Origin of the sequence: Streptomyces sp. NPDC008313 (genome assembly GCF_042956125.1) — a bacterium.
GTDB lineage: Bacteria > Actinomycetota > Actinomycetes > Streptomycetales > Streptomycetaceae > Streptomyces.
The window spans coordinates 205,146-231,180 of the sequence record NZ_JBIBFR010000003.1 but is presented as its reverse complement, the minus strand read 5'-3'; the positions used below and the strand labels follow the sequence as shown (position 1 = coordinate 231,180).

Sequence of the window (26,035 nt, the reverse complement as noted above, 5' to 3'; positions counted from 1 at the left end):
GGGTGACAGCCCCACGCCGTCACCTCCCTCCATGAAGGTATGGCGCGCGGGAGCCGGTTCCCTCCTGCCTCCCGGTGAACCCTCCCGCGGGGGAGTCATCCCCCTGGCCCGGTCGGTATCAGCCATGCGGAGGACAGCGGCCCCTTACACATATCGGGGACCGCGACCACCGGGCATCAGGGGCGCGGTCCTTCTAGGGTGAGCGGATGACGACCAGGTACGCGGCGCTGCTGCGAGGAATCAACGTGGGCGGGGCCAAGAAGGTTCCGATGGCCGAACTGAGGGCCCTGATGCAGGACTTGGGGTACGACGGGGTGAGCACCTACCTGCAGAGCGGCAACGCGGTCTTCGGCAGCGCCCACGGCGACGAGGACTCGCTCGCGGCCGAGCTGGGCCGGACCCTGGAGAAGCACTTCGGGTTCGCCGTCGGCGTCCTGGTCCGCGACCACGCCTATCTGAAGGCCGTCCGGGACGCCTGCCCGTTCCCCGCCGCCGAGCTGGAGGCCAAGCAGCTGCACGCCACGTACTTCTCCGGGCCGGTCGGCGAGGAGCGCTTCGCCGGCGTCGACCGGGCGGCGTTCCTCCCGGAGGAGTTCCGTCTCGGCGACCGCGTCCTCTACCTCTACGCACCCCAGGGCCTCGGCGTCTCGAAACTGGCGCCGGTCCTCTCCCGGCCCGCCCTGCTCAAGGGCACCGTCGCCACCAGCCGCAACTGGAACACCGTCACCAAGCTCGTGGACCTGACCGAGGGCTGATCCGGCCCCGCGGCGGCCGCCGGGACCCTGTCGCGTTTCTTCAAGAGGTCCCGGCGCCGGGTTCCTAGCGTGGAGGCATGGACACGACGTACAAGAACGTGCACCCGTACATGGTGGAATGCGCCGCCGAGGCCGCCCGGGTGGCCCGCGGGGTCACCGCCGGGCAGCTGGCCGATCCCACGCACTGCGGCGACTGGGACGTGCGCGCCCTGGTGAACCACTGGGTCCTCTACACCTCCCACGGCCTGGAGCACCGCGCCCGCCGCGCGGCGCTCCCCGAGGAGCTGACCGGGCGGGACTTCACGGCAGAGGCGGACTGGGCGGACGCCTACGCCCGGCGGCTGGAGCGGGCCGTCGCCGCCTGGGACGACCCGGCGGTGTGGGAGGGCGAGATCGACTTCGGCGGGGGGAAGGCGCCCGCGGCCGACGTCGCCTCCATGATCGTGAAGGAGATGGCGGTGCACGGCTGGGACGTCGCCGTGGCCACCGGCCAGGAACTCCGCGTCTCTGACGGCGCGGCCCGCTTCGTCCTCGACGTCGTCGAGACGCACGGCGACATCTACCGGCAGTACGACGGCTTCGCCGAGAAGGTGCCCGTCCCCGACGACGCCCCCGTCCTCGACCGCGCCCTGGCGTCGAGCGGGCGCGACCCGAAGCAGGGCGTCACCCGGAAAGTGGACCAGTGAGACGAGAGCGAATTGGACCGCGGTCGCGTACCACCGGGCGGCTAGCGTCGGCGGCATGACGAACGTAGCGCCCCTCGGCTCCGTCCCGCCCACCCGCGTCGACTTCTACTTCGACCCCGCCTGCCCCTTCGCCTGGATCACCTCCCGCTGGCTGCTCGAGGTCGAGCGCGAACGCCCGCTCGACCTCCGCTTCCACGCGATGAGCCTGTATCTGCACAACATCGGCAACGAACTGCCCGAGTGGTACCGGGAACTCGTCGACAAGTCGATCGGGCCCGTGCGGGTCGCGGTGGCCGCCGCCGGCCGGCACGGCGACAAGGTGCTGCGTGATCTGTACACGGCCTTCGGCCGGCGGATCCACGAGCGGGGCGAGGACGACTTCGACGCCGTGATCGCCGCGTCCCTCGCGGAGCTGGGACTGCCGCCCGAGCTCGCCTCGGCCGCCCACGACCCCGCGTACGACGACGCCGTGCGCCGCAGCCACGACGCGGGCAAGGAGCCCGGCTCCGACGGCTACGTGGGCACGCCCACGATCCACGTCGACGGCACGGTGTGGTTCGGGCCCGTACTGCGGGCCGTTCCGCGCGGCCCGGAGGCGGCCGAACTCTTCGACAGCTTCCGCGTCCTGGCCGCGCACCCGGACTTCTTCGAACTGAAGCGGACCCGGACCGGCGGCCTGTCGTTCGACTGAGCACAAGGAACCGGCGCGCGGTACCGACGCCGGAGGCTGGAGGAACGGCGGCGCTGGGGGAGCCTACGCCCCCAGCGCCGTCAGCGCCGGGGAACGCGCCTCGTCGTACCGGTCGAGGACGACCCGGGCCACCTCCGGCGCCGGGCCGAGGACATCGGCCAGCACGTCCGCGCCGGCCGCGCCCCGCGCGATGCGGTCCGGCAGGAAGCCGGGCGCCAGCACATAGGGCGCGACCGCGACGCGCGCGCACCCGAGGGCGCGCAGCTCGCGCACCGCGTCCTCGGTGCGCGGAAGGGATGCGGAGGCGAACGCAGGCCGCACGGCGCACCAACCGGTGTGCCGCCACTCCCGCGCGATTTCTGCGATCACTGCGATCGCCTCCGGGTCACTGGACCCCGCCGAGGCCAGTACGACCCCGGTCGAGGACTTGTCGGCGGGGGACAGCCCCGCCTCGTACAGCCGCCGCTCCAGCGCCGATGTCAGCAGCGGCGACGGGCCGAGCACCTCCGCCTGCCGGATCCGCAGCCGCGACGGCGCCTGCCGCAGCACGGCCGGGATGTCCGACTTGGCGTGGAAGGCGCGGGTCAGCAGCAGCGGCAGCGCCACCACGTCCCGTACGCCCTCCGCGTCCAGCGACTCCAGCACCCCGTGCACCGACGGGACGTTGAAGTCGAGGAAGCCGGTCTCCACGCGCAGTCCCGGCCGCTCGGCCCGCACCCGCCGCACCAGGGCGTGCACGGTCGCGGCATGGCGCGGGTCGCGGCTGCCGTGGGCGATGACCAGGAGGACGGGGCGAGGAGTCCGGACGCGCATGGGGATCAGCTCTTCACGAGGAGACCGCGGCTGCGCAGCACCCACCGCTCCAGCGGACTGAAGATCAGCAGGTCGATGGCGATACCGACGATCAGAATGAGCAGGATGGCGAGGAAGACCATGGACATCGAACTGGCGTTACGGCCGTTCTCCAGCAACTGGCCGAGGCCGACGCCGAGATCGGGCGACGAGGCGATGATCTCGGCGGCCATCAGCGAACGCCAGGAGAACGCCCAGCCCTGCTTCAGCCCCGCGAGATAGCCGGGCAGCGCCGCCGGCATCACGATGTGGTACGTCCCGCGCAGCCCCGTCGCGCCCAGGGTGCGGCCCGCCCGCAGGAACAGCGGCGACACCTGGTCGATGCCGGACACCAGGCCGTTGGCGATCGAGGGCACGGCGCCGAGCAGGATCACCGCGTACATCATCGACGGCTTGAGACCGAGCCAGATGACGGCCGGCGGCACCCACGCCACCGACGGCAGCGACTGCAGACCCGACAGGATGGGCCCGATGGCCGCGCGCACGAACCTCACCCGCGCCACCAGCAGACCCAGCGGCGTGCCGATCGCGAGGGCCAGCACGAAGCCGGACAGCCCGCGCGACACACTGGTCCAGATGTAGTCGAGCAGGGTGCCCTGGAGCCAGGCGTTCTCCACCTCGCCCCACACGTCCGACGGCGACGGCAGCTTCGTCGGATCGTCGACGACCTTGAACGAGATCAGCGCCTGCCACACCACGACCACCAGCGCCACCGCCACGACGGGGGGCAGGATCTTCTGCGTGAGCGTCTGCCGGAAGGGGGTGCGGCTCGTCTGGACCGTGTCCAGCGCGTCGAGCCCCGCCTCCAGACCCGCCAGGTCATGGCCGTCCTTGGCGCCCCGCACCTCCTTCGGGGAATCCTCCGGCGTTGTCTCAGTGCTGGCCATGACGGCGGATCTCCCCACGGAGTTGTTCGGTGATCTCGACGGACAGCTCGGCCACGTCGGTGTCCTCGATGCGGCGCGGCTGCGGGATGCCCACCGTCCACTCGCGCGCGATCCGCCCGGGACGGGAGGACAACAGCACGACCCGCTGCGCGAGCCGCACCGCCTCGCGCACGTTGTGCGTGACGAACAGGACGGACACCCCGGTCTCCCGCCAGATACGGGTCAGCTCGTCGTGCAGCACGTCGCGAGTGATGGCGTCGAGCGCGGCGAACGGCTCGTCCATCAGCAGCAGCCTGCTGTCCTGGCCGAGCGCGCGGGCCATCGCGACCCGCTGCCGCATACCGCCCGACAGCTCGTGCACCCGCTTTCCGTACGCGCCCTTCAGCCGTACGAGTTCCAGCAGTTCCTCGGCCTTCTCGCGCCGCTCCTGCTTGGCGACGCCCCGCAGCTTCAGGGCCAGTTCGATGTTCTTGCCGGCGGTCAGCCACGGGAACAGCGCGTGCTCCTGGAACATCAGCGCCGGCCGGCCGTCGGTCGTGATGGCGCCGGCGGTCGGGGCGTCCAGTCCCGCGACCAGGTTGAGCAGCGTCGACTTCCCGCAGCCGGAGGCCCCCAGGAGGGTGACGAACTCGCCCGGCGCGACGTCGAGCGAGACGTCGTCGAGGACGAGCTGCGCTCCGCCGGGTGTGGCGAAGGACTTGGAGACGTGCTCGATCCGCGCGGCGTGCCGCGCCGACACCTCGGTGTCGGCGGCCTTGGCGAGGGCGGTTGCCATGGTCGTCACCTCCTGGGGACTCAACGTGGTGGCTTTTCGGGCTTACTCGGCGCCGAGACCGGCGTCGTCGACCGTGCTCTCGCCCTGTGCCTGGAGCACCTTGTTCAGCGGCCCGAGGTCGTAGATGCCCTTGAGCCGGGGCTTCTCCAGGAGGCCCGCCTTGACCGCGTGGTCCGCCTCGCTGCCGAGGGTGGAGGCCAGCGGGTCGTCGGTGAACCGGATGGACTTCCAGGCCGGGTCCAGGACGTCGGCGGGCAGGGCCTTGCCGACGTCGGCCTTGAGCCGCGCGTTCGCCGCGGCCTTCGCCTTGCCGGGGTTGGCGCCGATCCAGGCGTTGGTCTTCACCGAGCCACGCAGGACCGCCTCGACGACCTTCGGGTGCTCCTCGAGGAACTTCTGCGACACGATGATGTTCGTGATCACGAACTTCTCGTCGGGCCACAGCGCCGACTCGTCGAGCAGCACCTCGGCGCCCTCGGCGACCAGCTTGGACGCGGTCGGCTCCGGAACCCAGGCGCCGTCGATGGAACCGGACTTGTAGGCGTCCGGGGTGATCTTGTTGTCCGTGCGGACCACCGAGACGTCGCCCTTGCCGCTGTTCGCGTCGACCTTCCAGCCCTGCTCCGCGATCCAGTTGAGGAACGCGACGTCCTGCGTGTTGCCGAGCTGCGGCGTCGCGATCCTCTTGCCCTTGACGTCCTTCAGGGACTTGATCTTCTCCGGGTCGACCACCAGCTTCACGCCGCCGGACGCCGAACCGCCGATGATCCGCAGGTTCTTGCCCGCGGACTTGGTGTAGCCGTTGATCGAGGGCGAGGGGCCGATCCAGCCGATGTCGATGGAGCCCGAGTTGAGCGCCTCGATCTCGGACGGGCCGGCGTTGAAGGTCGCGTACTCGGCCTTCGTGCCGCCCAGCTCCTTCTGGAACAGGCCCTCCTGGCGGCCCACCAGCGCGGTGCCGTGGGTCAGGTTCCCGAAGTAGCCGATCTTCACGGAGTCGAGACCGTCGATCTTCTCGGCCCCGGCGGCGATCCGCTCCTTGCCGGAGGAGCCGTCGGAGGCCTGGGAGCCGTAGCCGCAGGCGGTCAGCGCCAGCAGTGGCAGAACGAGGGCGGCGACCACGCCGCGGCGCGGGAGGCGGGAGCGAATGGCAGGCACGGGAGGGGTTCCTCTCGTTGGCCCGGCGGTCACGACCCTCGGGTCGTGGCCGGGAAGTCGGCAGGTCTTCGTCTGTGCGGGCGGGGGGTGAGGGCGCGCGAGCGGTGCGCGTACGTCCTCACGCACATCGCGCGACCCCGCCGGTCCCGCTGCCGAGGGCACCGCTCCCGATCCGGCCGCCCTCCTTCGCGAACGTCGCGTAGAAGTCCTCGTGACTCATGTCAGAAGTCCCAGCCGTCCTCGTCGCCCTCGTCCTTGACGGGCTCCGGAGCGGCGAAGGACTCGCCGACCATGCCGGCCGTCAGCGTGGTGCCGTCGGCCGGGTCGATCAGGATGAAGGCGCCGGTGCGCCGTGAGTCGGCGTACGAGTCGACCGGCAGCGGCTCGGCGGTACGGATCTTCACGCGGCCGATGTCGTTGGCGACGAGCTGCCCCGGGTGCGGGTGCAGCGACAGGTCGTCGAGGGTGAGCCGGGACGGGATGTCCTTGACGATCGCCTTGACGGTGCGCGTGCCGTGCTTGAGCAGCACCCGGTGGCCGACGGTCAGCGGCGCGTCGGCGACGTGGCAGACGGTCGCCTCGACGTCCTGCGTGGTCGGCGGCGCGTCCTTGCTCGGGACGATCAGGTCGCCGCGCGAGATGTCGATGTCGTCCTCGAGCAGCAGCGTCACCGACTGCGGGGTCCAGGCCGCGTCGACCGGGACGCCCAGCAGGTCGATCCCGGAGATCCGCGACGAGCGGCCGGACGGCAGCACGGTCACGCTCTCGCCGACCCGGAAGGTACCGGCCGCGATCTGGCCCGCGTAGCCGCGGTAGTCGGGGTGCTCGGCGGTCCGCGGCCGGATCACGTACTGCACGGGCAGCCGCGCGTGGCAGTGCGCCAGGTCGTGGCTGACCGGCACGGTCTCCAGGTGCTCCAGGACCGTCGGGCCGCCGTACCAGTCCATGTTCGAGGACGGCTCCACCACGTTGTCCCCGGCGAGTGCGGAGATCGGGATGGCGGTGATCTCGGGGACGCCCAGCTCGCTCGCGTACGCCGTGAACTCCTCGGCGATCGCCGCGAAGACGGACTCCCGGTACTCGACCAGGTCCATCTTGTTGACGGCGAGGACGACGTGCGGGACGCGCAGCAGGGCGGCGACGGCGGCGTGCCGGCGGGTCTGCTCGATGACGCCGTTGCGGGCGTCGACGAGCACGACGGCCAGGTCGGCGGTGGAGGCGCCGGTGACCATGTTGCGGGTGTACTGCACGTGGCCGGGGGTGTCGGCGAGGATGAAACGGCGCCGCGGGGTGGCGAAGTAGCGGTAGGCGACGTCGATCGTGATGCCCTGTTCGCGTTCGGCGCGCAGGCCGTCGGTGAGCAGGGCGAGGTCGGGGGCCTCCTGGCCGCGGCTGAGCGAGGCGCGCTCCACGGCCTCCAGCTGGTCGGTGAGCACCGACTTGGAGTCGTGCAGCAGCCGGCCCACCAGGGTCGACTTGCCGTCGTCGACGGAACCGGCCGTCGCGAACCGCAGCAGCGTCGTCTCCGCCAGCTCGGCGAGCTGCTCCGAGGTGCTGATGGTGCTGGTCATGGCTAGAAGTACCCCTCGCGCTTGCGGTCTTCCATCGCGGCCTCGGAGAGCTTGTCGTCGGCCCGGGTGGCGCCGCGTTCGGTGAGGCGGGAGGCGGCGATCTCGGCGATCACCTTCTCGATGGTGTCGGCGTCGGAGTCGACGGCGCCGGTGCAGGACATGTCGCCGACGGTGCGGTAGCGGACCTGCCGCTTCTCGACCGTCTCGGTCGCCTTGGGGCCGCCCCAGTCGCCCGCGGTCAGCCACATGCCGGAGCGCTGGAAGACCTCGCGCTCGTGGGCGAAGTAGATCTGCGGGAGCTCGATCTTCTCCCGGGCGATGTACTGCCAGACGTCCAGCTCGGTCCAGTTGGACAGCGGGAAGACGCGGACGTGCTCGCCGGGGGCGTGGCGGCCGTTGTAGAGCTGCCACAGCTCGGGGCGCTGGCGGCGCGGGTCCCACTGGGAGAACTCGTCGCGCAGGGAGAAGACGCGCTCCTTGGCGCGGGCCTTCTCCTCGTCGCGGCGGCCTCCGCCGAAGACGGCGTCGAAGCGCTCGCTCTGGATCTTCTCGGTGAGCGGGACGATCTGCAGCGGGTTGCGGGTGCCGTCGGGCCGCTCGCGCAGGGCCCCGCGGTCGATGTAGTCCTGTACGGAGGCGACGTGCAGCCGCAGCCCGTGGGCGGCGACGGCGCGGTCGCGGTAGTCGAGGACCTCGGGGAAGTTGTGCCCGGTGTCCACGTGCAGCAGCGAGAACGGCACGGGCGCCGGAGCGAACGCCTTCAGCGCGAGGTGCAGCATGAGGATCGAGTCCTTGCCGCCGGAGAAGAGGATCACCGGCCGCTCGAACTCGCCCGCGACCTCGCGGAAGATGTGCACGGCCTCCGACTCCAGCGCGTCCAGGTGCGACAGCGCGTAGGGGCAGGAGGTCTCCTCGGAGACGGTGGTGACGGTGGTCGTCATGCCGTATCCCTTCCGTTCGCTTCCCCGCCCGCGCGGCGCACGGGTGCGGGCATCGTCGTCGTCCGCGGCCCGGCGGCCACGCGTGCGTAGCTCACAGGACGCCCCTCTCGGTGAGCAGCGTGTGCAGCGCCGCCGCGGACTCCTGCACGGTCTGGGTGTGCGACTCGATGCGCAGGTCGGGCGACTGGGGCGCCTCGTACGGGTCGTCGACCCCGGTCAGCCCGGAGATCTCGCCCGCCGCCTGCTTGGCGTACAGCCCCTTCACGTCCCGCTCGCTGCACACCTCGACCGGCGTCGCGACGTGCACCTCCAGGTACGCGGCGCCGCTCGCCGCGTGCCGCTCGCGGACCGCCTCGCGGCTGTCGGCGTACGGCGCGATCACCGGCACGAGCACCTTGACGCCGTTGCGGGCGAGGAGGTCGGCGAGGAAGCCGATGCGCTGCACGTTGGTGTGCCGGTCCTCGCGGCTGAAGCCGAGGCCCGCGGTGAGGAACGTGCGGATCTCGTCGCCGTCGAGCACCTCGACGCGGTGGCCCTCCTCGCGCAGCCGGCCCGCCAGCTCGGAGGCGATGGTGGTCTTGCCGGCACTCGGCAGACCCGTGAGCCAGACGGTGGCTCCGGTCGTCACGTGCTTCTCCCGGGATTTCAGTGGGTTCTCGGTGGTCGTCGTCATCCGTGCAGCCCGCACTCGGTCTTGGAGCGGCCGGCCCAGCGTCCGGCGCGTGCGTCCTCGCCCTCCAGCACCCGGCGGGTGCAGGGCGCGCAGCCCACGGAGGCATAGCCGTCCATCAGCAGCGGGTTGGTGAGAACGCCGTGCTCGGCGACGTACGCTGCCACATCTTCCTGTGACCACCGCGCGATGGGGGAGATCTTCACCTTCCGCCGCTTCTCGTCCCAGCCGACGACCGGGGTGTTCGCCCGGGTCGGGGACTCGTCGCGGCGCAGACCGGTCGCCCACGCCTCGTACGAGGCCAGGCCCTCCTCCAGCGGCTTGACCTTGCGCAGCGCGCAGCACAGGTCGGGGTCGCGGTCGTGCAGCCTCGGGCCGTACTGCGCGTCCTGCTCGGCGACGCTCTGGCGCGGGGTGAGCGTGATGACGTTCACGTCCATCACGGCCTCGACCGCGTCCCGGGTGCCGATGGTCTCCGGGAAGTGGTAGCCCGTGTCGAGGAAGACGACGTCCACGCCGGGGAGCGCGCGGGAGGCGAGATGCGCGACCACGGCGTCCTCCATGGAGGAGGTGACGCAGAATTTCCCGCCGAACGTGTCCGCCGCCCACCGGAGGATCTCCGACGCGGAGGCGTCCTCCAGGTCGCGGCCGGTCCGCTCGGCGAGCGCCTTCAGCTCCGCGTCGCGTCCGGTCCCGTGCTCGGTGTCCTCGGCGTCCGCCTGAACGGCCGTCATGTCTCGTTCCCTCCAACGCTGTTGGGCTGAAGCCCCCGGGCGAGCAGCCCGAGGAACTTCAGCTGGAAGGCCCGGTTGCACGCCCCGCACTCCCACGCGCCATGCCCCTGCTCGCCCGGGCGCAGGTCCTCGTCGCCGCAGTACGGGCAGTGGAACGGAGCCGCACGCTCGCTCATGACAGCGCCTCCTCCGAGGCGCGGGCGGCCCAGGTGGCGAACCGCTCGCCGTCCTCGCGCTCCGCCTGGAAGCGCTTGAGGACGCGCTCGACGTAGTCGGGCAGCTCGTCCGAGGTGACCTTCAGGCCGCGGACCTTGCGGCCGAACGACGGGTCGAGTCCGAGCGCGCCGCCGAGGCTCACCTGGTAGCCGCCGACCTGCTCACCGGAGGCGTCGGTGACGAGCTGGCCCTTGAGGCCGATGTCCGCGGTCTGGATGCGGGCGCAGGCGTTGGGGCAGCCGTTGATGTTGATGGTGATCGGCTCGTCGAAGCCGGGCAGGCGGCGCTCCAGTTCGTCGATGAGGTCGCTGCCGCGCTCCTTGGTCTCGACGATCGCCAGCTTGCAGAACTCGATGCCGGTGCAGGCCATGGTGCCGCGCCGGAAGGTGGAGGGGGTGACCCGCAGGTCCAGCGCCTCCAGGCTCTCGGTGAGCGAGGTGACCCGGTCCTCCGGCACGTCCAGGATGATCATCTTCTGCTCGACCGTGGTGGAGACCCGGCCGGAGCCGTGGTTCTCCGCGATCTCGGCGACCTTGCCGAGCAGCGAACCGTCCATGCGGCCGACGCGCGGGGCGAAGCCGACGTAATAGCGGCCGTCCTTCTGCCGGTGCACGCCGATGTGGTCGCGCCACTGCTGCGCGGGCATCTCGGGCGCCGGGCCGTCGATGAGCTCGCGGTGCAGGTACTCCTTCTCCAGGACCTCGCGGAACCTCTCGGCGCCCCAGTCGGAGACCAGGAACTTCAGGCGGGCGCGGTTGCGCAGCCGGCGGTAGCCGTAGTCACGGAAGATCGAGGTGACGCCCTCCCAGACCTCGGGCACCTCCGACTCGGGCACCCAGGCGCCCAGCCGCACACCGAACTTGGGGTTCGTGGACAGGCCGCCGCCGACCCAGAGGTCGAAGCCCGGGCCGTGCTCGGGGTGGACGACGCCGACGAAGGAGATGTCGTTGATCTCGTGGGCCACGTCGAGGAGCGGGGAGCCGCTCACCGCCGTCTTGTACTTGCGCGGCAGGTTGGAGAAGCGCGGGTCGCCGATGAAGCGGCGGGCGATCTCGTCCAGCGCGGCCGTGCCGTCGATGATCTCGTCCTCGGCGACGCCTGCGACCGGCGAGCCGAGCATGCCGCGCGGGCAGTCGCCGCACGCCTCGGTGGTGGACAGGCCGACGGACTCCAGCCGCTCCCAGATGGCGGGCACGTCCTCGATGCGCACCCAGTGCAGCTGGATGTTCTGCCGGTCGGTGATGTCGGCGGTGCCGCGCGCGTAGTTCTCGGAGACCTCGCCGATGGCGCGCAGCTGCTCGGTGGTCAGCCGGCCGCCGGTGACGCGGACCCGGAGCATGAAGTACGAGTCCTCGAGCTCCTCCGGCTCCAGCAGGCCGGTGCGGCCGCCGTCGATGCCGGGGCGGCGCTGGGTGTACAGACCCCACCAGCGGAAGCGGCCGCGCAGGTCGTTGGGGTCGATCGAGTCGAAGCCGCGCTTCGAGTAGATCGTCTCAATGCGTGTCCGCACATTGAGACCGTCGTCGTCCTTCTTGAACTGTTCCGCGCCGTTGAGCGGCGTGTGGTGGCCCATGCCCCACTGGCCCTCGCCGCGGTGGCGTCCAACCTTGCGTCGGGGCGTGGCGGGAGCGGGCGTCCCAGGGGTGGCGGGCATGGCTGTATGTCCTTCGGGCAGCGGAGAGCGGCTCTGAGCAGCACACTCGTGCGGAGAGCGCGACGGTGCGCAGGGCGGGGGAAAGGCTGGAAGAGCGTGGAAGTGCGGCGGTGCTGAGCTGTCAGCGGGCCGGACAGATGGCGCTGGACACGCGGCCGAAGTCGACGTGACGTCGACTCACCAAGGCGATTCCAGTTCCAGACATGACGGAAGCGTGGCACGGCCGTCTCGGGCCAGTCCACCGTCATCCGGAATGTGGACACCCTTGTCCCGTAGAGTGAGACAAGGGTGTTGTGGATCACATGGCCGTGAGGTTTCCGGAGCCCCGCCGTGGCGCAGGCGCGGCCCGGTCGGCGGGGGCCCGGCGGTCCTCGCGGCTCAGGGGCTCGCGGCTCAGGAGCCCGTGGCCCCCGGCTCCGCGGCTCAGAGGGCCAGGGCGCCGGGCCAGGGGCCGGGCGTGGCCGTCTCCGGCTCCTCCTCGACCTTCGTGTCGAAGAGCGCGAACCCGCGGCGCAGGTAGTTGTCCATCGCGTGCTCGCCGTCCTTGCTGCACGTGTGCAGCCAGACCCGCTTGGTCTGCGCCCGGCCCGGCCAGCGCGAGGCCAGGTCCCAGGCCCGCGCGGCCCCGTACGACAGCAGGTGCCCGCCGATGCGGCGGCCCCGGAACGCGGGGATCAGCCCGAAGTAGACGATCTCCACGGCGCCGTCGTCCTGCGCCTCCAGCTCCACGTACCCCGCCGGGGTGCCCCGGTCGTAGGCGACCCACGTCTCCGTGCCCGGCCTGCCCAGGACCTCCTGCCACCGCGCGTACGTCCAGCCGAGCCGGTCGGTCCAGCGGATGTCCCCGCCGACCGACGCGTACAGGAAGCGGCTGAACTCGGGGGACGGCACCTGCGAGCGGACGATCCGGACGTCGCCGTCGGGGGCGGCCGCGGGCAGCAGATCGGCCGGCGCCGTCTGCTCCAGGGACCAGGTGGTCACAGTGACGTTGCTCATGCGGGCCAGGGAACCACGCCGGAGCCCCGCGGCCCAAGGCGGGTCCGCGCACCGGTCGCCGGGCGGTCAGTCCAGCGAGTCGTCGACCGAGGAGAGGGGCACCGCGTAGAGGGCGCGGCCCGTTTCGGCCGTCCGGTCCGTCTGGGTCCACAGCTCGCCGGTCGCGGGCCAGTACGACAGGGAGCCGGTGCGGCGGCCCCAGCAGGCGTGCGACTGGTCCGCGGTGCACTTCGCCGCCGTGGCGCCGTCGCCGTCCTGCCGCCAGAGCGTGCCGTGCCGGTCGTGGGGGCCGGCCGGGGAGGCGAGGTACCAGTCGGCGTGGGCGGACCCGCTCACGGTGTGCGAGAGCACGCCCCGGGCGCCGGACGCCTCCGTCTCGTACGCCTCGTCGGCGCCGACCTGGCCGCCCACGTCCTTCCCGAGCAGGCCCGTACGGTCGCTGCCGGTGCTGAAGTAGTAGCGCCAGACGCGGGCCCGCTCACCGTCCCGCGCGCCCAGCCGCTCGTTCGCGACCAGGCTGGCCGGGGTCGAGCCCCGGTCCACCGAGACGGAGGCGGGACAGGGCACGCCCCGGTCGCCGGCCGTCGAACAGGCGCCGCCCGCCAGGTCGTACGAGCCGATCGCGGGCAGCACGTACCGGTAGCCGTGGGCGGCGAAACCGCCGCTCACCCTGCCGACCGCGCGGCTGTCGGTGTCCGCCCGCAGGATGCGGCGCATGTCGAAGACGTACAGCGCCCGCTTGTGGCCCGTGCGGCTCTCCGCCGTGACCAGGAGCTTGTCCTGGTACCAGGCCATGCCGCCCAGCCGGGAGCGGACCGCGCCGAAGTCCTTGCCGCCGTCGCGGGGGGCGACCAGCAGGACCCAGCGGTAGGCGAGGTGGTCCGGGTCGTTGGCGTCGATGAAGGCGACGCGGGCGAGACCGTCGTCGGTCCGCTGCCCGTCCGCCCGCTGCCCGTCGGCCCGCCGTCCCCGCGGTCCGGTGTCGTGCGTCCAGCCGGAGAGGATGACCCGGTCGTCGCCCCACCTGCCGTCGGTCTCGGCGTCGCCGGAGGTCGTGACGGACCGGGGCAGCCACCGCCGGGTCCGCGCGTCCGCGTCGTCCCAGCAGTACGCGCGGGTCGCGGACGGCTCCACGGGCAGTGCGGCCCGCTCGGAGTCGTCGCAGTCGTCCTTGCCGCGCATCGGGTGGTTGGCGCTGTCGAGCACCGCGGAGACGCCGACGCTGCCGCCCATCTCCCGGGTCAGGGTGTCCAGCGTGTCCGGTGCGGCCAGGTGCTCGTCGAGCCGCAGCTGCGCGGTCCGCCCGGCGGAGGTCATCGGCCGCAGCGCGCCGGGGCTGCCCCCGCCCGCCGCCTGGGAGGTGCTGATCAGGGTGGCCGCCGCGGTCAGCGCCAGAGCCGTCCCGGCCAGGGTGGCGCGCAGCGCGCGGCCTCTTCTGCGTCGGCGGTGCCTGCCGCGGTGCTTCATGGATCCTCCCGGGGAAGGCCAACCACCCCTCATGATCAGGACGTTGAGTGAGGAGCGGGTGGGGCGGCCCAGGACGGATGTTACGGCAGGGGACGCCGGGCCTGGTCGGATACTCGCGAATTGCCCCTGTTCGGGGCGGAGTCACCGGCCGGGCCGCCGGGACCCGCCGGCGTCTCCCGCGCCCTGAGCACCGCCGGCGCCGAGGACCGGGGCAGCAGGTCCAGGGGGTGGGCGGGCAGCAGCACCTCGACGTCGGCGTCCTCGCAGAACCGGTACGGCCGGTGTTCCAGCACGGCTCCGAGGTACCGCCGGACCCGCGACATCTCGGCCCGCACGGTCACCGTACGGGCCCGGTCGCCGAACACGTCCCCGGCCAGCCCCGCCGCCGTCCGCCCGTTCGGATGGACGGCGGCCAGCAGGAACAGCAACTCCGCGTGCCGGGGGCTGAGTTCGTGCGTCCACGCACCCGCGCTCCCGGACACCGTCACCGAACAGCGGCGCGGACGGGTGACGTCCAGGACGATCCGCCGCACCCCGCGCCCGGCCGGGTCCTCGGCGACCCGGACCAGCCAGCCCCCGGCCAGCGGCTCCACCGAGCACACCCCGAGCGACGGCACCCGCCGCTGTCCGGGCGCCAGCGGCCCGGACAGTGTCAGACGCCCGGTGTACGGCATCCCGGTGACCGCCGCGGTCCACCCGTCGCCGTCCACCGCGAGCGCGCGCCCGCCGATCCGCGCCAGCACCGGTGCCGCCACCGAGCGCAGCCGCTCCAGCGACGTCAGATGCATCTCCCGCAGCCGCGCCTCCGCGAGCTTGGCCACCGCGTCGACCAGGGCGAGCGTGGCCGGATGCAGCGTCTCCAGCGGCCCGCTCACGTCCACGACCCCGATCAGCCGGCCGTCCCGCGGGTCCGTGATCGGGGCGCCGGTGCACGTCCAGGACAGATGGGAGCGCACGAAGTGCTCGGCGGAGAACACCTGGACGGGCCCGCCGGCCACCAGCGCGGTGCCGACACCGTTGGTTCCGACCACGGTTTCCCGCCAGTCCGCGCCGATCTCGAAACCGTGCCCGTCCGCCTTGCGCAGCACCGACGGGCTGCCCTCACGCCACAGCAGCCGGCCCTCCTCGTCCGCGACGACCATGATGTGCTGCGCCGCCCCCGCGACCGACAGCAGACCCTCGCGCAGCACCGGCAGCACATGCCGCAACCGCGACGTCCGGCGCCGTCGCTCCACCTCGTCCGGACCGAGCAGACGGGCCCGGAAGTCCTGGTCGGGGTCGACACCGCCGCGCAGCATCCGCTCCCACGAGGCCTCGATCACCGGCCGGGGCGACACCCTGGTCCGCCGGCCGGAGAGCGTGGCGCTGCGCATCTCGCCGAGCACGCGGGCCGCCTGCGCGGCGTCCGTGGCGGCGAGCCGTGTGACATCGAACGGCGAGTGCGCCACTGGGTCCTCCTGAAGGGCCCGACCCCCTCCCGCGGCCCCTTTTCGGCCACGGGACCCGGGCCCATGTCGACTGCTGCCCCCATGGTGCCGCCACGCGGGGGCGGAAGGGCCCACTCCGTCCGGCGGCGGACATGTTGCAACCCTCTGCAACCCTGGCCAAGCGGCGCGCTCTGGCCGAGACTTGAGGTCGCGCCGCCCGTGCGGCGCACGCGCTCCCGAACGGGGCCGAGAAGCGGGGGTGGTGCCGTGTCGGCGCGGCACCACCCCCGCCGCGCGCCCTTGCTCGCCCCGCGCCCCCGCCCGCGACACGCCGACTCGGCGGCCTCAGCCGACGGGCCGCGCCCGCTCCACCACCGAGCCCAGATCGAGCGTGTGCGGGAGCGTGCCGAACGCCGTGCCCCAGTCGCCGCCCAGCCGGGAGGCGCAGAAGGCGTCCGCGACCTCCGGCGGCGCGTACCGGACCAGCAGGGAGCCCTGGAGGACCAGCGCGATCCGCTCCACCAGCCGCCGGGCCCTGGCCTCGATGCCGTCGAGGTCGGCGAGTTCGGTCAGCAGGTTCTTGATCGCGCCGTCCAGCCGGTGATCCGCCCCGCGCGCCGCACCGACCTCCTGGAGGAACGCATTCAGCGCCTCCGGCTCCCGCTGCAGGGCGCGCAGCACGTCGAGCGCCTGGACGTTGCCCGCGCCCTCCCACACGGAGTTGAGAGGCGACTCCCGCAACAGCCGCGGCATGCCGGACTCCTCGACGTACCCGTTGCCGCCCAGGCACTCGGACGCCTCCACCACCAGCGGCGTACAGCGCTTGGTCACCCAGTACTTGGCGGCCGGCACCGCGAGCCGCAGGAACGCCCGCTCCTGCTCGCTCCCGTCGTCGTACGCGGCGGCCAGCCGCATCGCGAGCGTCGTCGCCGCCTCCGACTCCAGCGCCAGGTCCGCGAGGACGTTGCGCATCAGCGGCTTGTCGAGGAGCCTGCCGCCGAACGCCTCCCGGTACGTGCAGTGGTGCACGGCCTGCGCGACGGCCTGCCGCATCAGCGACGCCGAGCCGAGCACACAGTCCAGCCGGGTCGCCGCGACCATCTCGATGATGGTGCGCACTCCGCGCCCCTCGTCACCGACGCGGCGCGCCCACGTCCCGGCGAACTCGACCTCGCCGGAGGCGTTGGAGCGGTTGCCGAGCTTGTCCTTGAGCCGCTGGACCGCGAACGCGTTGCGCGTGCCGTCCGCCAGCACCCGCGGCACCAGGAAGCACGTCAGCCCTCCCGGCGCCTGCGCCAGTACCAGGAAGCCGTCGGACATCGGCGCCGAGCAGAACCACTTGTGGCCCGTCAGCTCGTACGTGCCGTCCTCGGCGAGCGGCCGCGCGGACGTCCGGTTGGCGCGTACGTCACTGCCGCCCTGCTTCTCCGTCATCCCCATGCCGAAGATCACGCCGGGTTTCTGCGCGGCGGGCCGCAGCTCCTGGTCGTAGACCATCGACGTGAGCCGGGGCTCCCACTCGGCGGCGAGTGCCGGATCGGTGCGCAGCGCGGGCACCGCCGCGTGGGTCATCGACAGCGGGCAGCCGTTGCCCGCCTCGACCTGTGTCCAGACGACGAACCCGGCCGCGCGCCGCACATGCCCTCCGGGGCGCGCCCAGGCCGCGGTCAGGCCCGCCGACACGCCCTTGCCGAGCAGCCGGTGCCAGGACGGATGGAAGTCGATCTGGTCGATCCGGTTGCCGTACCGGTCGTGGGTGCGCAGTCTGGGCGGGTTCTCGTTGGCGAGCGCCCCCCATTCCTGCACCTGCGCGGAACCGGACGCGCGTCCGAGTGCCGACAGTTCCGCGCGCCCCTCGTCGAGGAGCGATGGATCGAGATGCCGTTCCACCGCCTCGGCCAGGACACGGTCGGCGGTGAAAACGTCATATCCCACCAGGGGCGGAGCCTGGTTGGTCACGGTGTGGGTGCTGGCTGCCATACGGATACGGTAAGGACGTGCACCAGGCAAAAGAAACACCTGAACGGCCGCCGTCCGGCCGTCTTCACCGCGCCCGAGCGCTGTACCGGAACGTGTCGAAGCGCAGGACCGCCTGGCTGCTGCTCAAGGACACCGTCAATTCGTGCATGGAGTACCGCATCCTCGGCCTCGCGGCGGAGGCGGCGTTCTTCACCCTGCTGTCCGTGCCGCCGCTGCTGCTGAGCATGATCGGCCTGCTCGGCTACGTGGACGACTGGACCGGCGCCGACACCATCGCCAGCCTGGAGACGAATCTCCTGGAGGCCTCACGCACGGTCCTGTCCGACAAGGGGGTCACGCAGATCGCCCAGCCGATCCTCGACGACGTGATGAAGGGCGGCCGCCCCGACGTCATCTCCATCGGCTTCCTGTTCGCCCTGTGGTCGGGCTCCCGCGCGGTGAACGTCTTCATCGACACCATCACCGTGATGTACGGCCTCGACGGCACCCGGGGGATCGTCAAGACCCGGCTGATGGCGTTCCTGCTGTTCATCGTGGCCCTGCTGATCGGCTCGATCGCGCTGCCCCTGATGGTCGCGGGTCCGGACGCGGTCGTGAACATCGTGCCGTGGTCGACGACCGTCGTGCAGATCCTGTACTGGCCGGTCGTCACCGTGCTGTCGGTCGTCTTCCTGACGACGCTCTATCACGTGTCCGTCCCGGTGCGCTCGCCGTGGATCGAGGACGTGCCGGGTGCCCTGGTCGCCCTCGCCATGTGGGTGCTGGGCAGCTTCCTGCTCCGCATCTACCTGACCCGCACGGTCGAGGGCCCCACCATCTACGGCTCGCTGGCCGCGCCGGTCGCCGTCCTGCTGTGGATCGGCGTCTCCGCCTTCGCCGTGCTCGTCGGCGCCGCGGTCAACGCGGCCATCGACCGGGTCTGGCCGGCCGCCGCGACCGCCGCCGCCCGCGCCGACAACGAGCGGTTGCGCCGGGAGCAGGCCGCCGAGTACGTGGCCCGCGCCGCCGCGTACTACTCCGGCGACCCGAACGACCCCGACGACCCGGACATGCCGTCGGAGTTCCCCGAGCGCTGGTCGCGGTTCCTCCCCCCGGAGGACGTGTCCTCCCGGCTGCGGACCCACGCGAAGGCCGCCCACCCGCACGGCCACGCGCAGGCCCATGGCCAGTACGGCGAGAACCACGACCACGTGGGCCACCAGGACCCCTGCGACCCGGGCCGGCACTGGAACCACCACGGGAGCGCGAACGGCCGGGTGGACGGTGCGAACGGGAACAGCGGTGCGAACGGAAGCTTCCCGCCCCCGCCCGAGTAACCTTCCCGCCCCCGCCCGAGCAACGCCGTGTGCCCCGCCGGGCCGCCCGTCTACGCTGATCGCCATGGACGCACTCGCAGGCCTCCTGGAGGGCCCCCGCGCCTGCGGCGCCTTCATGATCCGCGCGTGTTTCGACCCGCCGTGGAGCGTCCGGGTCGAGGACGGCGCCCCGCTCACGGTGATGGTCATGGCCCGCGGGCACGCCTGGATCACGCCGGACGGCGGCGAGCCGCTGCCGCTGCGCGCCGGCGACCTCGCGATCGCGCGCGGCCCGGACCCGTACACCTGCGCCGACGACCCCGGTACCGGCCTGCGGGCGGTGATCCTGCCGGGCGGCGTGTGCAGCTACCCCGACGGGCGGCCCCTGAACGGCCGCATGGACCTCGGGGTGCGCACCTGGGGCGACCGGGCCGACGGTGCGGCGGTCATGCTGATCGGCACCTACCCGCTGCGCGGCGAGATCGGCGGCAGGCTGCTCGACGCACTGCCCCCGCTGCTGACGCTCACCTCCGACGTCTGGGAGTGCCCGCTCACGCCGATGCTCACCGACGAGCTCGTGCGGGACGGCCCGGGCCAGGAGGTCGTCCTCGACCGGTTGCTCGACCTGCTGGTCATCACCGCGCTGCGGGCATGGTTCGCCCGCCCGGACGCCGCCGCCCCCGCCTGGTACGGGGCGCTCGCCGACCCCGTCGTGGGCCCGGTGCTGCGCCTCCTCCAGGACGATCCGGCGCACCCCTGGACGGTGGCGTCGCTGGCCGCGAAGGCCGGGGTCTCCCGGGCCGCGCTGGCCCGGCGCTTCCGCACGCTCGTGGGCGAGCCCCCGATGGCCTACCTGACCGGCTGGCGGCTCGCCCTCGCCGCGGACCGGCTGCGCGACACCGGGGACACCATCGGAGCGGTAGCCCGCCAGGTCGGCTACGGCAGCGCGTTCGCCCTCTCCAGCGCCTTCAAACGGCTCTACGGGGTCAGCCCCCAGGACTACCGCACCCGCACATCCTGAACCCGGCGGTCCGAGGCGTGCCCCGCGGGCGACGCGTACGGGGTGATCGCCGCCCCTTCGCCCGCGTGGAATACCGGGCGGTCATGGGAATGCTGGAGAGGGATCATCCATCGAAATACCGGACGGACCGGGGGCGTTTCCCCGACGTGCGACGGACAGGCGGACAGCGGTGAGGAGATGACCGGTATGGAGCGCCCGACCGGTGACCCCGTGGTCGCCACCCCCTACGGAGCCGTACGCGGCCGCCACGAGAAGGGGATCGCCGTCTTCCGGGGCATCCCGTTCGCCGCACCCCCCTTCGGGCCGAACCGCTTCCGGCCGCCCGTCCCGCCCGAGCCCTGGGACGGCGTGCGCGACGCGGGAGCCTTCGGGCCGACACCTACCAAGCCGCCGTACTCCGAGGCGTTCGCCCGGCTGCTGTCGGACCCGGTCGTGCCCGGCGACGACTGCCTGAACCTGAACGTGTGGACGCCCGAGCCGGGTCCCGGCGCCCGGCTTCCCGTCATGGTGTGGATCCACGGCGGCGCGCTGACCCGCGGCTCGTCGGCGGTCCCGGTGTACGACGGCGGCTCCTTCGCCCGGGACGGCGTCGTGATGGTCTCCTTCAACTACCGCCTGGGCGTGGAGGGGTACGGCCTGTTCCCGGACGCTCCGGTGAACGCGGGGCTGCGGGACCAGCTCGCCGCGCTGAGATGGGTGCGGGAGTCCATCGCCGGGTTCGGCGGGGACCCGGACCGGGTGACCGTCTTCGGCGAGTCCGCGGGCGCCATCAGCATCGGCGCGCTGCTCGCCAGCCCGTACGCGCGGGGCCTGTTCCACCGGGCGGTGTTGCAGAGCGGGCCGCCCGAGTCGACGGAGCGTGACAAGGTGCGGCGGCTGGTGCGGCGGATGGCGGCGCGGCTGAAGGTCCCGGCGACGGCCGCCGCCTTCGCCGAGGTGGACCGGACCGCTCTCGCCCAGGCCCAGGCCGAGGTGGGTCGCCGCGCCACGCCCATCCTCGGCGGGCCCGCCTTCGGCATCGTCGTCGACGGCGACCTCGTACCGCGCGATCCGCTGGACGCGCTGACCGAGCCGGGCGCCGCGCGCGACATCGACCTGCTCATGGGCTGGACCACCGAGGAGCACCGGCTCTGGCTGGCCCCCACCGGCCTGCTCGAACGCCTCGACCGGCTCGGCCCCGTGGCCGTGGCCGGCGCGATGGCCCGCTGCCACTGCGGCTCCGACGTCCCGCGCGGCTACCGCCTCGCCCGCCCCGGCGTCCCCACCTCGGAACTCGTCGGCCAGATGGTCACCGACCACCTGCTGCGCGTCCCGCTGCACCGCCTCGCCGACGCGCGGGCGGGTGAGGCGGCCTCGTACGTCTACGAGTTCGCCTGGCCGTCCAACGTCCCCGGACTCGGCGCCTGCCACGCCCTGGAGCTGGGATTCGTGTTCGACACCGCCGACGGGCCGGAGGCGGCGGGCCTCGCCGGCCCCGGCGCTCCCAGGGAACTCGCCGACGTGATGCACTCCGCGTGGGTCCGCTTCGCCGTGGACGGCGACCCGGGCTGGCAGGCGTGGGACGCCACGCATCCCGTACGCGTCTTCGACGCCGCCGAGAACCCGGTGGTCCACGGCCCCCGCGACCGCGAACTCGCCCTGTGGACCGCCGCTGCCCCCCGGACGGGTACGCCCGCACCCGTGGGCCGCCGCCCCGGCGCGGCCATCCGCGCGACGTCCCGCCTCCCGGCGGTACGAAGACTGCGCCGAAGAGGAGCCGACGACGGGGACCAGCTGGCGGGGTAGGCCGCCGGGGACCCGGCGCGCGGACCCACGGCAGGCCCGTCCGCCGCCGGGACCACCGCGACGCCCGATGGCCCGATCGCCCGGTGCTCCGGACTACCGGGGCCCGAGTGCCGCCGCGACCGACGTGATCGTCTCCGGACCCACCCGGCAGCACCCGCCGATCAGGCGGGCGCCGGCGTGCCGCCAGGCCGTGGCCCGGTCCGGCGTGAAGGTGGCGCGGCCCGTCCAGGCGCGGGCGCGTGCGTCCCAGGTCTCGCCGCTGTTGGGGTAGACGACGACCGGCTTGCCCGTCACCCGTGCCGCTGTCCGCACGGCGCCGGCCACATCGGCGGGGGCGCAGCAGTTCACGCCCACCGCGAGCACCTCGTCGGCGTCCGCCGCCGGGGCGAAGGCCTCCTCCAGCGGCTGCCCGGCCCGTGTACGGTCACCGGAGACGCTGTACGACAGCCATGCGGGCACGCCTAGCCCCCGCACCGCCCGCAGCAGGGCCCGCGCCTCGTCGGCGTCCGGGACGGTCTCCAGGGCGAGGACGTCGGGCGCGGCGGAGGCCAGCGCCTCCAGCCGGGGGCGGTGGAACCGCTCCAGCTCGGCCACGGTCAGCCCGTAGCGCCCCCGGTACTCCGATCCGTCGGCGAGCATCGCCCCGTACGGGCCGACCGACGCGGCCACCCACAGGGGGCGCGTGACACCGCCCGCCGTACGCGCGCGGCCGGCCGCCTCGCGCGCCGACTCCACGCTGAGGCGCAGCAAATCGGACGTGCGGGCCGGCCCGGTCCCGTGCCGCGCGAAGCCCTCGAACGTCGCCTGGTAGCTGGCGGTGGTCGCGACGTCCGCGCCGGCCAGGAAGTAGGCGAGATGGGCCTCGGTGATCGCCTCGGGCCGCTCCGCGAGGAGCCGGGCCGACCACAGGTCGCCGTCCAGGTCGTACCCGGCGGACTCGAGGCGATGGGCCAGCCCGCCGTCCAGGACGACCGTCCCGGAGGCCACCGCGTCCGCGAACGAACGGGGGCGGGACCCGTGGGCGGTGCGGTCGTCGCTGTTCATACGACGACGGTAGTCCGTACGGCCGCGGCCCACCCGGCGCTCCGAGGCGGCCGGCCGGGCCGTGCGCCGACGTATCCGGCCGGCCCCCGCGCCAGGGCGTCGCGCGCACCCGGTACACCTGCCGCACAGCGGGTCTGAGAGCCTGTGCCGCATGAGCACACCTCCGGACGGACTGCCCGTCTACCGCGTCCTGACCGGCCCGGACGACGCCGAGTTCTGCCGACGTGTCAGCGAGGCGATCGCTCTCGGCTACGAACTGCACGAAGGGCCCGCCGTCACCTTCGACGGTGAGAGGGTCGTCGTCGCCCAGGCACTGGTCTGGCCGCGGCCGTAGCGGCTCCGGGCCGAGGGAGCGTCGCGGGCCGCCCGGGCTAAGCCCGCGGCCAGTGTTCGAGCAGGACGTGGAGGGCGTCGATCGCCCTGTCCCAGGACTGGCCGGTGTCGCGGGGAGCGCCGAAGGCGCCCGTGGCCTCCAGGGCGCAGTAGCCGTGGAAGGTGCTGCGCAGCAGGCGCACGGCGTCGGTGAGGTCGGGTTCGTCGAGGCCGTAGGCGCGCAGCATCCCGTAGGTGATCTCGGCGGTCCTGTGGAACCCCCGGGACCCGGTGACGAGGGCCTGGTCGATCTGGATCTGCGTCGCCGCGTACCGGCCGGGCCGGCTCAGCGCGTACTCCCGGTAGGCGCCCGCGAAGGCGGCCAGCGCGTCCTTGCCCGCGCGGCCCGCCACCGCGTCGGCGATCAGGTCGATCATCTCCTCGCCCGCCAGCAGCGCCACCCGCGTGCGCAGTTCACGCAGGCTCCTGACGTGCGAGTAGAGGCTGGCGTCCTTCACCCCGAAGCGGCGCGCCAGCGCGGAGACGGTGACGTTCTCGAAGCCGACCTCGTCCGCGAGATCGGCCGCCGCCAGCACCAGCCGGTCGGCCGTGAGCCCCACGCGCGCCACAGTCCCTCATCCCCGTGAGCCGGAATGGACGGGGCCCAGGCTATCCAGGGGGAGGCCCCGGCCGCGGTAGTGGGTGCCCGGTGTACTGCCGAGCGAGCGGCGGAAGACGTCGATGAACGCGCTGGTCGACGACCACCCGCAGCGGTGGGCGACCGCGGTGACGGGCGTGCCGTCCGCCAGCATCCGCAGCGCGTGGTAGAGACGCGACTGGGTGCGCCACTGCGGGAAGGTCATCCCTAGTTCGGACCGGAACAGACGGCTCAGCGTGCGTTCGCCGCATCCCGTCGCGGCGGCGAGCGCGGCGAGCGGACGGCGGTCCCCGGGGTGGTCGTGGATCAACGCGCACACCGCCGCGAGGCGCGTGTCCGTCGGAGCGGGAAGGTGAACGGGCCGCTGCGGACAGGCGCGCAACTGGTCGCGCAGCACCGCCCGCAGCCGCCGCCGCGCGGCGCCGGTGTCCTCCGGGGAGGCGGTGTACGCCAGGATCAGCTCCCGCAGCAGCGGGCCGACCTCCAGCACCGCGGGGGTGTCCAGTCCGAGCGGGTTCTCGTCGGGGCTCAGGCCGATCAGGTGCAGGTCCAGATGACCGTGGGCGCGGTGCGCGTGCACGGTCCCCGCGGGAACCCAGATGGCCCGGTTCCCCGGCGCGAACCACGTCCCCGCCTCGGTGGTCACGGCCAGCACACCCGAGCCCGCGTACACGATCTGGTGGTCGTCGTGGCGGTGCGCGTCGATGCGGTCCCCGGCGGCCAGCGTCCGTGCGTGGGTCGGGGCGCTCGGGGAGCGGCGGACGCCGCCGATGTGATCGAACGGGGCGACGTGGCCGGGGTGGCGGATTTTCGACACAGGTCGGCACTTTATCGGAAGCGCGACTGGGCCGGGCGGCGTGACGATCGAGGGGTGCCGAGCAGCCGCCGGGACGACAGGTCCACGGGCGGACGGGGCGCGCGGGGACGGGCAGCGAGGGGACGGGGAAACGGGTGGACGGGAAACGGGTGGACGGGAAACGGGTGGACGGAATACAGGCGGGTGGGAGACAAGCGGGCGGGAAACAGGCGGGCGGGAAACAGGCGGGCGGGCCGCGGAGGGACATCCGTGCCGGCGGGCGCACGGGATCCGCCGCTGACCCGCCCCGCGGGACGGAACCGCCGCCGACCGCCTCCCGGGCCCGCGCTCTCGTCCCCCTCTCCCTCGGACACGCCTGTGTGGACGTGTACCAGGGCGCGGTGGCGGCCCTGCTGCCGTACTTCGTCGCCGAGCGCGCCTACACCTATGCCGCCGCCTCCGGCATTGTGCTCGCCGCCTCGCTGCTGTCCTCGGTCGTCCAGCCGCTGTTCGGCGCGCTCACCGACCGGTGGGCGATGCCGTGGCTGCTCCCGGTCAGCACGCTCCTGGCCGGGGCCGGTGTGGCCCTGAGCGGTCTCGGCGGCTCCTACGGACTCACCCTCGGCGTGGTCGCCGTCTCCGGGATCGGTGTCGCCGCCCACCACCCCGAGGCCGCCCGCGCGGCCCGCGTCGCCGCCCGGGGGAGTCACACCGCGATGGGCTGGTTCTCCCTGGGCGGCAACCTCGGTTTCGCCGCCGCCCCGCTCCTCGTCGCCGCCGTCGTCGCCACCGGCGGTCTGCGTGCCTCACCGCTCCTTGTCCTCCCCGCCCTCGCCGGTGCGGTCCTGTGTGCGGCGGCACTGCGGGCGACGGCCCTGGGCGACGGGGCGGACGCGACCGGAGGGCCCGGGCGGACGGGTGCCCCCGGTCCGGGGTGCACCCCCGGCTCGGGGGACGAAACCGACTCGGGGGACGAGGTCGACTCGCGGGACGAGACCGACTCGGTGGACGACGCCGGCCGGGACGACTGGGCCTCCTTCGCCCGCCTGACCGGAGCCATCGTGTGCCGGTCGGTCGTCTTCGTCGGTCTCGGCGGCTTCGTCGCCCTGTACGTTCCCCAGCGCACGGCGGGGGGCGCGGCCGCCGGTACGGCCGCGCTGTGCGTGTTCTACCTCGGCGGAGCCGTCGGGACGGTGGCCGGGGCGAGACTCGCCGACCGTCACGGCCGGATCAGGGTCGTCCAGTGGTCGTACGCCCTGACCGTGCTCGCCGTGGCCGGTGTCGTCCTCGTCCCCGGCCCGCCGCTCCTCCTGTTCGTCGCCCTCACCTCGGCGGGCCTCTACGTGCCGTTCTCCCTGCACATCACCCTCGGTCAGGACTATCTGCCCGGGCGCGTGGGCACGGCGAGCGGGGTGACCCTGGGACTCGCCGTCAGCGTCGGCGGGGTCGCGAGCCCGCTCATCGGCACGCTCGCCGACGCGACGTCCCTGCGGACCGCGATCGCCCCGCTGGCCGTGCTGCCCGCCCTCGGCTGGCTGCTCCTGCGGACGCTGCGCGAGCCGGCCCCGCCCTCCTGACGCCCCACCGTCCCGGCGCCCGGCCCGCCCGCACCCGGACCCCCGCCCACCTCGTGGAGACAGCCGGGGAGGAGTTGGAACGGCCGG

Annotated in this window: 26 protein-coding genes; 8 read left to right on the top strand and 18 right to left on the bottom strand. The window is 73.2% G+C overall.

Going from position 1 to position 26,035, the window contains the following annotated elements; genetic code table 11:
* Window positions 1-206: 206 nt before the first annotated feature.
* The 3 genes from ACFY93_RS05820 to ACFY93_RS05810 all read left to right on the top strand — a co-directional run bounded on the left by ACFY93_RS05820 (window position 207) and on the right by ACFY93_RS05810 (window position 2,132).
* Entirely contained in the window at window positions 207-755 is a 549-nt protein-coding gene (locus tag ACFY93_RS05820) for a DUF1697 domain-containing protein (RefSeq protein WP_391353896.1), read from the top strand.
* A 77-nt stretch (window positions 756-832) separates the two neighbouring features.
* Window positions 833-1,441, top strand: a complete 609-nt coding sequence (locus ACFY93_RS05815) for a TIGR03086 family metal-binding protein (RefSeq protein ID WP_391353894.1) — start codon at window positions 833-835, stop codon at window positions 1,439-1,441.
* Window positions 1,442-1,496: 55 nt separating this feature from the next.
* Window positions 1,497-2,132 carry a DsbA family protein gene (locus ACFY93_RS05810; protein WP_391353892.1) on the top strand — a complete coding sequence of 212 codons (636 nt, stop codon included), beginning with the start codon at window positions 1,497-1,499 and terminating at the stop codon, window positions 2,130-2,132.
* Between the two features lie 63 nt (window positions 2,133-2,195).
* Here the strand turns inward: ACFY93_RS05810 and ACFY93_RS05805 are convergent, their stop codons facing one another.
* From ACFY93_RS05805 to ACFY93_RS05735, 15 genes are all read right to left on the bottom strand, one after another.
* Complete coding sequence (locus tag ACFY93_RS05805) at window positions 2,196-2,945, bottom strand: CbiX/SirB N-terminal domain-containing protein (protein ID WP_391353890.1); 750 nt, start codon at window positions 2,943-2,945, stop codon at window positions 2,196-2,198.
* 5 nt (window positions 2,946-2,950) lie between these two features.
* The gene (locus ACFY93_RS05800) at window positions 2,951-3,871 is read right to left on the bottom strand and encodes an ABC transporter permease subunit (RefSeq protein WP_391353889.1); all 921 of its coding nucleotides are present in this window, start codon (window positions 3,869-3,871) and stop codon (window positions 2,951-2,953) included.
* Entirely contained in the window at window positions 3,858-4,646 is a 789-nt protein-coding gene (locus tag ACFY93_RS05795; protein WP_391353888.1) for an ATP-binding cassette domain-containing protein, read from the bottom strand. Before ACFY93_RS05795 ends, ACFY93_RS05800 begins: the two co-directional genes overlap by 14 nt.
* Before the next feature lie 42 nt (window positions 4,647-4,688).
* Window positions 4,689-5,804, bottom strand: coding sequence for an aliphatic sulfonate ABC transporter substrate-binding protein (locus ACFY93_RS05790; RefSeq protein WP_391353886.1), 1,116 nt, complete (start codon window positions 5,802-5,804; stop codon window positions 4,689-4,691).
* Between the two features lie 221 nt (window positions 5,805-6,025).
* Window positions 6,026-7,375, bottom strand: coding sequence for a GTP-binding protein (locus ACFY93_RS05785; protein ID WP_391353884.1), 1,350 nt, complete (start codon window positions 7,373-7,375; stop codon window positions 6,026-6,028).
* A gap of 2 nt (window positions 7,376-7,377) precedes the next feature.
* Window positions 7,378-8,316, bottom strand: a complete 939-nt coding sequence (gene cysD / locus ACFY93_RS05780; protein WP_391353882.1) for a sulfate adenylyltransferase subunit CysD — start codon at window positions 8,314-8,316, stop codon at window positions 7,378-7,380.
* A 91-nt stretch (window positions 8,317-8,407) separates the two neighbouring features.
* Window positions 8,408-8,944, bottom strand: coding sequence for an adenylyl-sulfate kinase (gene cysC / locus ACFY93_RS05775; protein WP_391353881.1), 537 nt, complete (start codon window positions 8,942-8,944; stop codon window positions 8,408-8,410).
* Between the two features lie 41 nt (window positions 8,945-8,985).
* A complete protein-coding gene (locus ACFY93_RS05770) occupies window positions 8,986-9,720 on the bottom strand; it encodes a phosphoadenylyl-sulfate reductase (protein ID WP_391353880.1) in 735 nt (244 codons plus the stop codon).
* Window positions 9,717-9,896, bottom strand: coding sequence for a hypothetical protein (locus tag ACFY93_RS05765; RefSeq protein WP_391353879.1), 180 nt, complete (start codon window positions 9,894-9,896; stop codon window positions 9,717-9,719). The genes ACFY93_RS05770 and ACFY93_RS05765 overlap by 4 nt, the downstream gene beginning before the upstream one ends.
* Window positions 9,893-11,590, bottom strand: a complete 1,698-nt coding sequence (locus tag ACFY93_RS05760; protein WP_391353877.1) for a nitrite/sulfite reductase — start codon at window positions 11,588-11,590, stop codon at window positions 9,893-9,895. Before ACFY93_RS05760 ends, ACFY93_RS05765 begins: the two co-directional genes overlap by 4 nt.
* 121 nt (window positions 11,591-11,711) lie before the next feature.
* Window positions 11,712-11,795, bottom strand: a complete 84-nt coding sequence (locus ACFY93_RS05755; protein ID WP_391354146.1) for a putative leader peptide — start codon at window positions 11,793-11,795, stop codon at window positions 11,712-11,714.
* A gap of 218 nt (window positions 11,796-12,013) precedes the next feature.
* Complete coding sequence (locus tag ACFY93_RS05750) at window positions 12,014-12,586, bottom strand: GNAT family N-acetyltransferase (RefSeq protein ID WP_391353876.1); 573 nt, start codon at window positions 12,584-12,586, stop codon at window positions 12,014-12,016.
* 66 nt (window positions 12,587-12,652) lie between these two features.
* The gene (locus ACFY93_RS05745) at window positions 12,653-14,053 is read right to left on the bottom strand and encodes a hypothetical protein (protein ID WP_391353875.1); all 1,401 of its coding nucleotides are present in this window, start codon (window positions 14,051-14,053) and stop codon (window positions 12,653-12,655) included.
* Window positions 14,054-14,133: 80 nt separating this feature from the next.
* Window positions 14,134-15,501 carry a GAF domain-containing protein gene (locus ACFY93_RS05740; protein ID WP_391353874.1) on the bottom strand — a complete coding sequence of 456 codons (1,368 nt, stop codon included), beginning with the start codon at window positions 15,499-15,501 and terminating at the stop codon, window positions 14,134-14,136.
* Window positions 15,502-15,825: 324 nt separating this feature from the next.
* Entirely contained in the window at window positions 15,826-17,460 is a 1,635-nt protein-coding gene (locus ACFY93_RS05735) for an acyl-CoA dehydrogenase family protein (RefSeq protein ID WP_391353872.1), read from the bottom strand.
* Between the two features lie 17 nt (window positions 17,461-17,477).
* Here ACFY93_RS05735 and ACFY93_RS05730 point away from each other — a divergent pair, with 17 nt between their 5' ends.
* The 3 genes from ACFY93_RS05730 to ACFY93_RS05720 all read left to right on the top strand — a co-directional run bounded on the left by ACFY93_RS05730 (window position 17,478) and on the right by ACFY93_RS05720 (window position 21,561).
* Window positions 17,478-18,776: a YhjD/YihY/BrkB family envelope integrity protein gene (locus ACFY93_RS05730; protein ID WP_391353871.1), complete on the top strand. Its 1,299-nt coding sequence runs from the start codon at window positions 17,478-17,480 to the stop codon at window positions 18,774-18,776.
* Window positions 18,777-18,840: 64 nt separating this feature from the next.
* On the top strand, window positions 18,841-19,776 hold the full coding sequence (locus ACFY93_RS05725; RefSeq protein ID WP_391353870.1) for a cupin domain-containing protein: 936 nt from the start codon (window positions 18,841-18,843) through the stop codon (window positions 19,774-19,776).
* 186 nt (window positions 19,777-19,962) lie between these two features.
* Window positions 19,963-21,561, top strand: a complete 1,599-nt coding sequence (locus ACFY93_RS05720; RefSeq protein ID WP_391353868.1) for a carboxylesterase family protein — start codon at window positions 19,963-19,965, stop codon at window positions 21,559-21,561.
* A 93-nt stretch (window positions 21,562-21,654) separates the two neighbouring features.
* Here ACFY93_RS05720 and mmuM read toward each other — a convergent pair whose 3' ends face one another.
* The gene (gene mmuM / locus ACFY93_RS05715) at window positions 21,655-22,605 is read right to left on the bottom strand and encodes a homocysteine S-methyltransferase (RefSeq protein WP_391353867.1); all 951 of its coding nucleotides are present in this window, start codon (window positions 22,603-22,605) and stop codon (window positions 21,655-21,657) included.
* 151 nt (window positions 22,606-22,756) lie between these two features.
* On the opposite strand from mmuM, the gene ACFY93_RS05710 reads away from it, so the two are divergent.
* Window positions 22,757-22,939 (top strand): DUF1737 domain-containing protein, encoded by a 183-nt coding sequence (locus ACFY93_RS05710; protein ID WP_391353865.1) that lies wholly within the window; start codon window positions 22,757-22,759, stop codon window positions 22,937-22,939.
* A gap of 37 nt (window positions 22,940-22,976) precedes the next feature.
* On the opposite strand, the gene ACFY93_RS05705 is transcribed toward ACFY93_RS05710, so the two are convergent.
* Together ACFY93_RS05705 and ACFY93_RS05700 are read right to left on the bottom strand one after the other, a co-directional pair.
* A complete protein-coding gene (locus ACFY93_RS05705; protein ID WP_391353863.1) occupies window positions 22,977-23,546 on the bottom strand; it encodes a WHG domain-containing protein in 570 nt (189 codons plus the stop codon).
* A 6-nt stretch (window positions 23,547-23,552) separates the two neighbouring features.
* Complete coding sequence (locus tag ACFY93_RS05700; protein ID WP_391354144.1) at window positions 23,553-24,383, bottom strand: helix-turn-helix domain-containing protein; 831 nt, start codon at window positions 24,381-24,383, stop codon at window positions 23,553-23,555.
* 368 nt (window positions 24,384-24,751) lie between these two features.
* Between ACFY93_RS05700 and ACFY93_RS05695 the strand changes: the two genes are divergently transcribed.
* Window positions 24,752-25,948: an MFS transporter gene (locus ACFY93_RS05695; protein WP_391353862.1), complete on the top strand. Its 1,197-nt coding sequence runs from the start codon at window positions 24,752-24,754 to the stop codon at window positions 25,946-25,948.
* The last annotated feature ends 87 nt before the right edge of the window (window positions 25,949-26,035 follow it).

Coding starts and splice junctions, on each gene's coding strand:
- ACFY93_RS05820 (WP_391353896.1), top strand. CDS start 207: ATGACGACCAGGTACGCGGCGCTGCTGCGAGGAATCAACGTGGGCGGG.
- ACFY93_RS05815 (WP_391353894.1), top strand. CDS start 833: ATGGACACGACGTACAAGAACGTGCACCCGTACATGGTGGAATGCGCC.
- ACFY93_RS05810 (WP_391353892.1), top strand. CDS start 1,497: ATGACGAACGTAGCGCCCCTCGGCTCCGTCCCGCCCACCCGCGTCGAC.
- ACFY93_RS05805 (WP_391353890.1), bottom strand. CDS start 2,945: ATGCGCGTCCGGACTCCTCGCCCCGTCCTCCTGGTCATCGCCCACGGC.
- ACFY93_RS05800 (WP_391353889.1), bottom strand. CDS start 3,871: ATGGCCAGCACTGAGACAACGCCGGAGGATTCCCCGAAGGAGGTGCGG.
- ACFY93_RS05795 (WP_391353888.1), bottom strand. CDS start 4,646: ATGGCAACCGCCCTCGCCAAGGCCGCCGACACCGAGGTGTCGGCGCGG.
- ACFY93_RS05785 (WP_391353884.1), bottom strand. CDS start 7,375: ATGACCAGCACCATCAGCACCTCGGAGCAGCTCGCCGAGCTGGCGGAG.
- cysD (WP_391353882.1), bottom strand. CDS start 8,316: ATGACGACCACCGTCACCACCGTCTCCGAGGAGACCTCCTGCCCCTAC.
- ACFY93_RS05770 (WP_391353880.1), bottom strand. CDS start 9,720: ATGACGGCCGTTCAGGCGGACGCCGAGGACACCGAGCACGGGACCGGA.
- ACFY93_RS05765 (WP_391353879.1), bottom strand. CDS start 9,896: ATGAGCGAGCGTGCGGCTCCGTTCCACTGCCCGTACTGCGGCGACGAG.
- ACFY93_RS05760 (WP_391353877.1), bottom strand. CDS start 11,590: ATGCCCGCCACCCCTGGGACGCCCGCTCCCGCCACGCCCCGACGCAAG.
- ACFY93_RS05755 (WP_391354146.1), bottom strand. CDS start 11,795: ATGTCTGGAACTGGAATCGCCTTGGTGAGTCGACGTCACGTCGACTTC.
- ACFY93_RS05750 (WP_391353876.1), bottom strand. CDS start 12,586: ATGAGCAACGTCACTGTGACCACCTGGTCCCTGGAGCAGACGGCGCCG.
- ACFY93_RS05745 (WP_391353875.1), bottom strand. CDS start 14,053: ATGAAGCACCGCGGCAGGCACCGCCGACGCAGAAGAGGCCGCGCGCTG.
- ACFY93_RS05735 (WP_391353872.1), bottom strand. CDS start 17,460: ATGGCAGCCAGCACCCACACCGTGACCAACCAGGCTCCGCCCCTGGTG.
- ACFY93_RS05725 (WP_391353870.1), top strand. CDS start 18,841: ATGGACGCACTCGCAGGCCTCCTGGAGGGCCCCCGCGCCTGCGGCGCC.
- ACFY93_RS05720 (WP_391353868.1), top strand. CDS start 19,963: ATGGAGCGCCCGACCGGTGACCCCGTGGTCGCCACCCCCTACGGAGCC.
- mmuM (WP_391353867.1), bottom strand. CDS start 22,605: ATGAACAGCGACGACCGCACCGCCCACGGGTCCCGCCCCCGTTCGTTC.
- ACFY93_RS05710 (WP_391353865.1), top strand. CDS start 22,757: ATGAGCACACCTCCGGACGGACTGCCCGTCTACCGCGTCCTGACCGGC.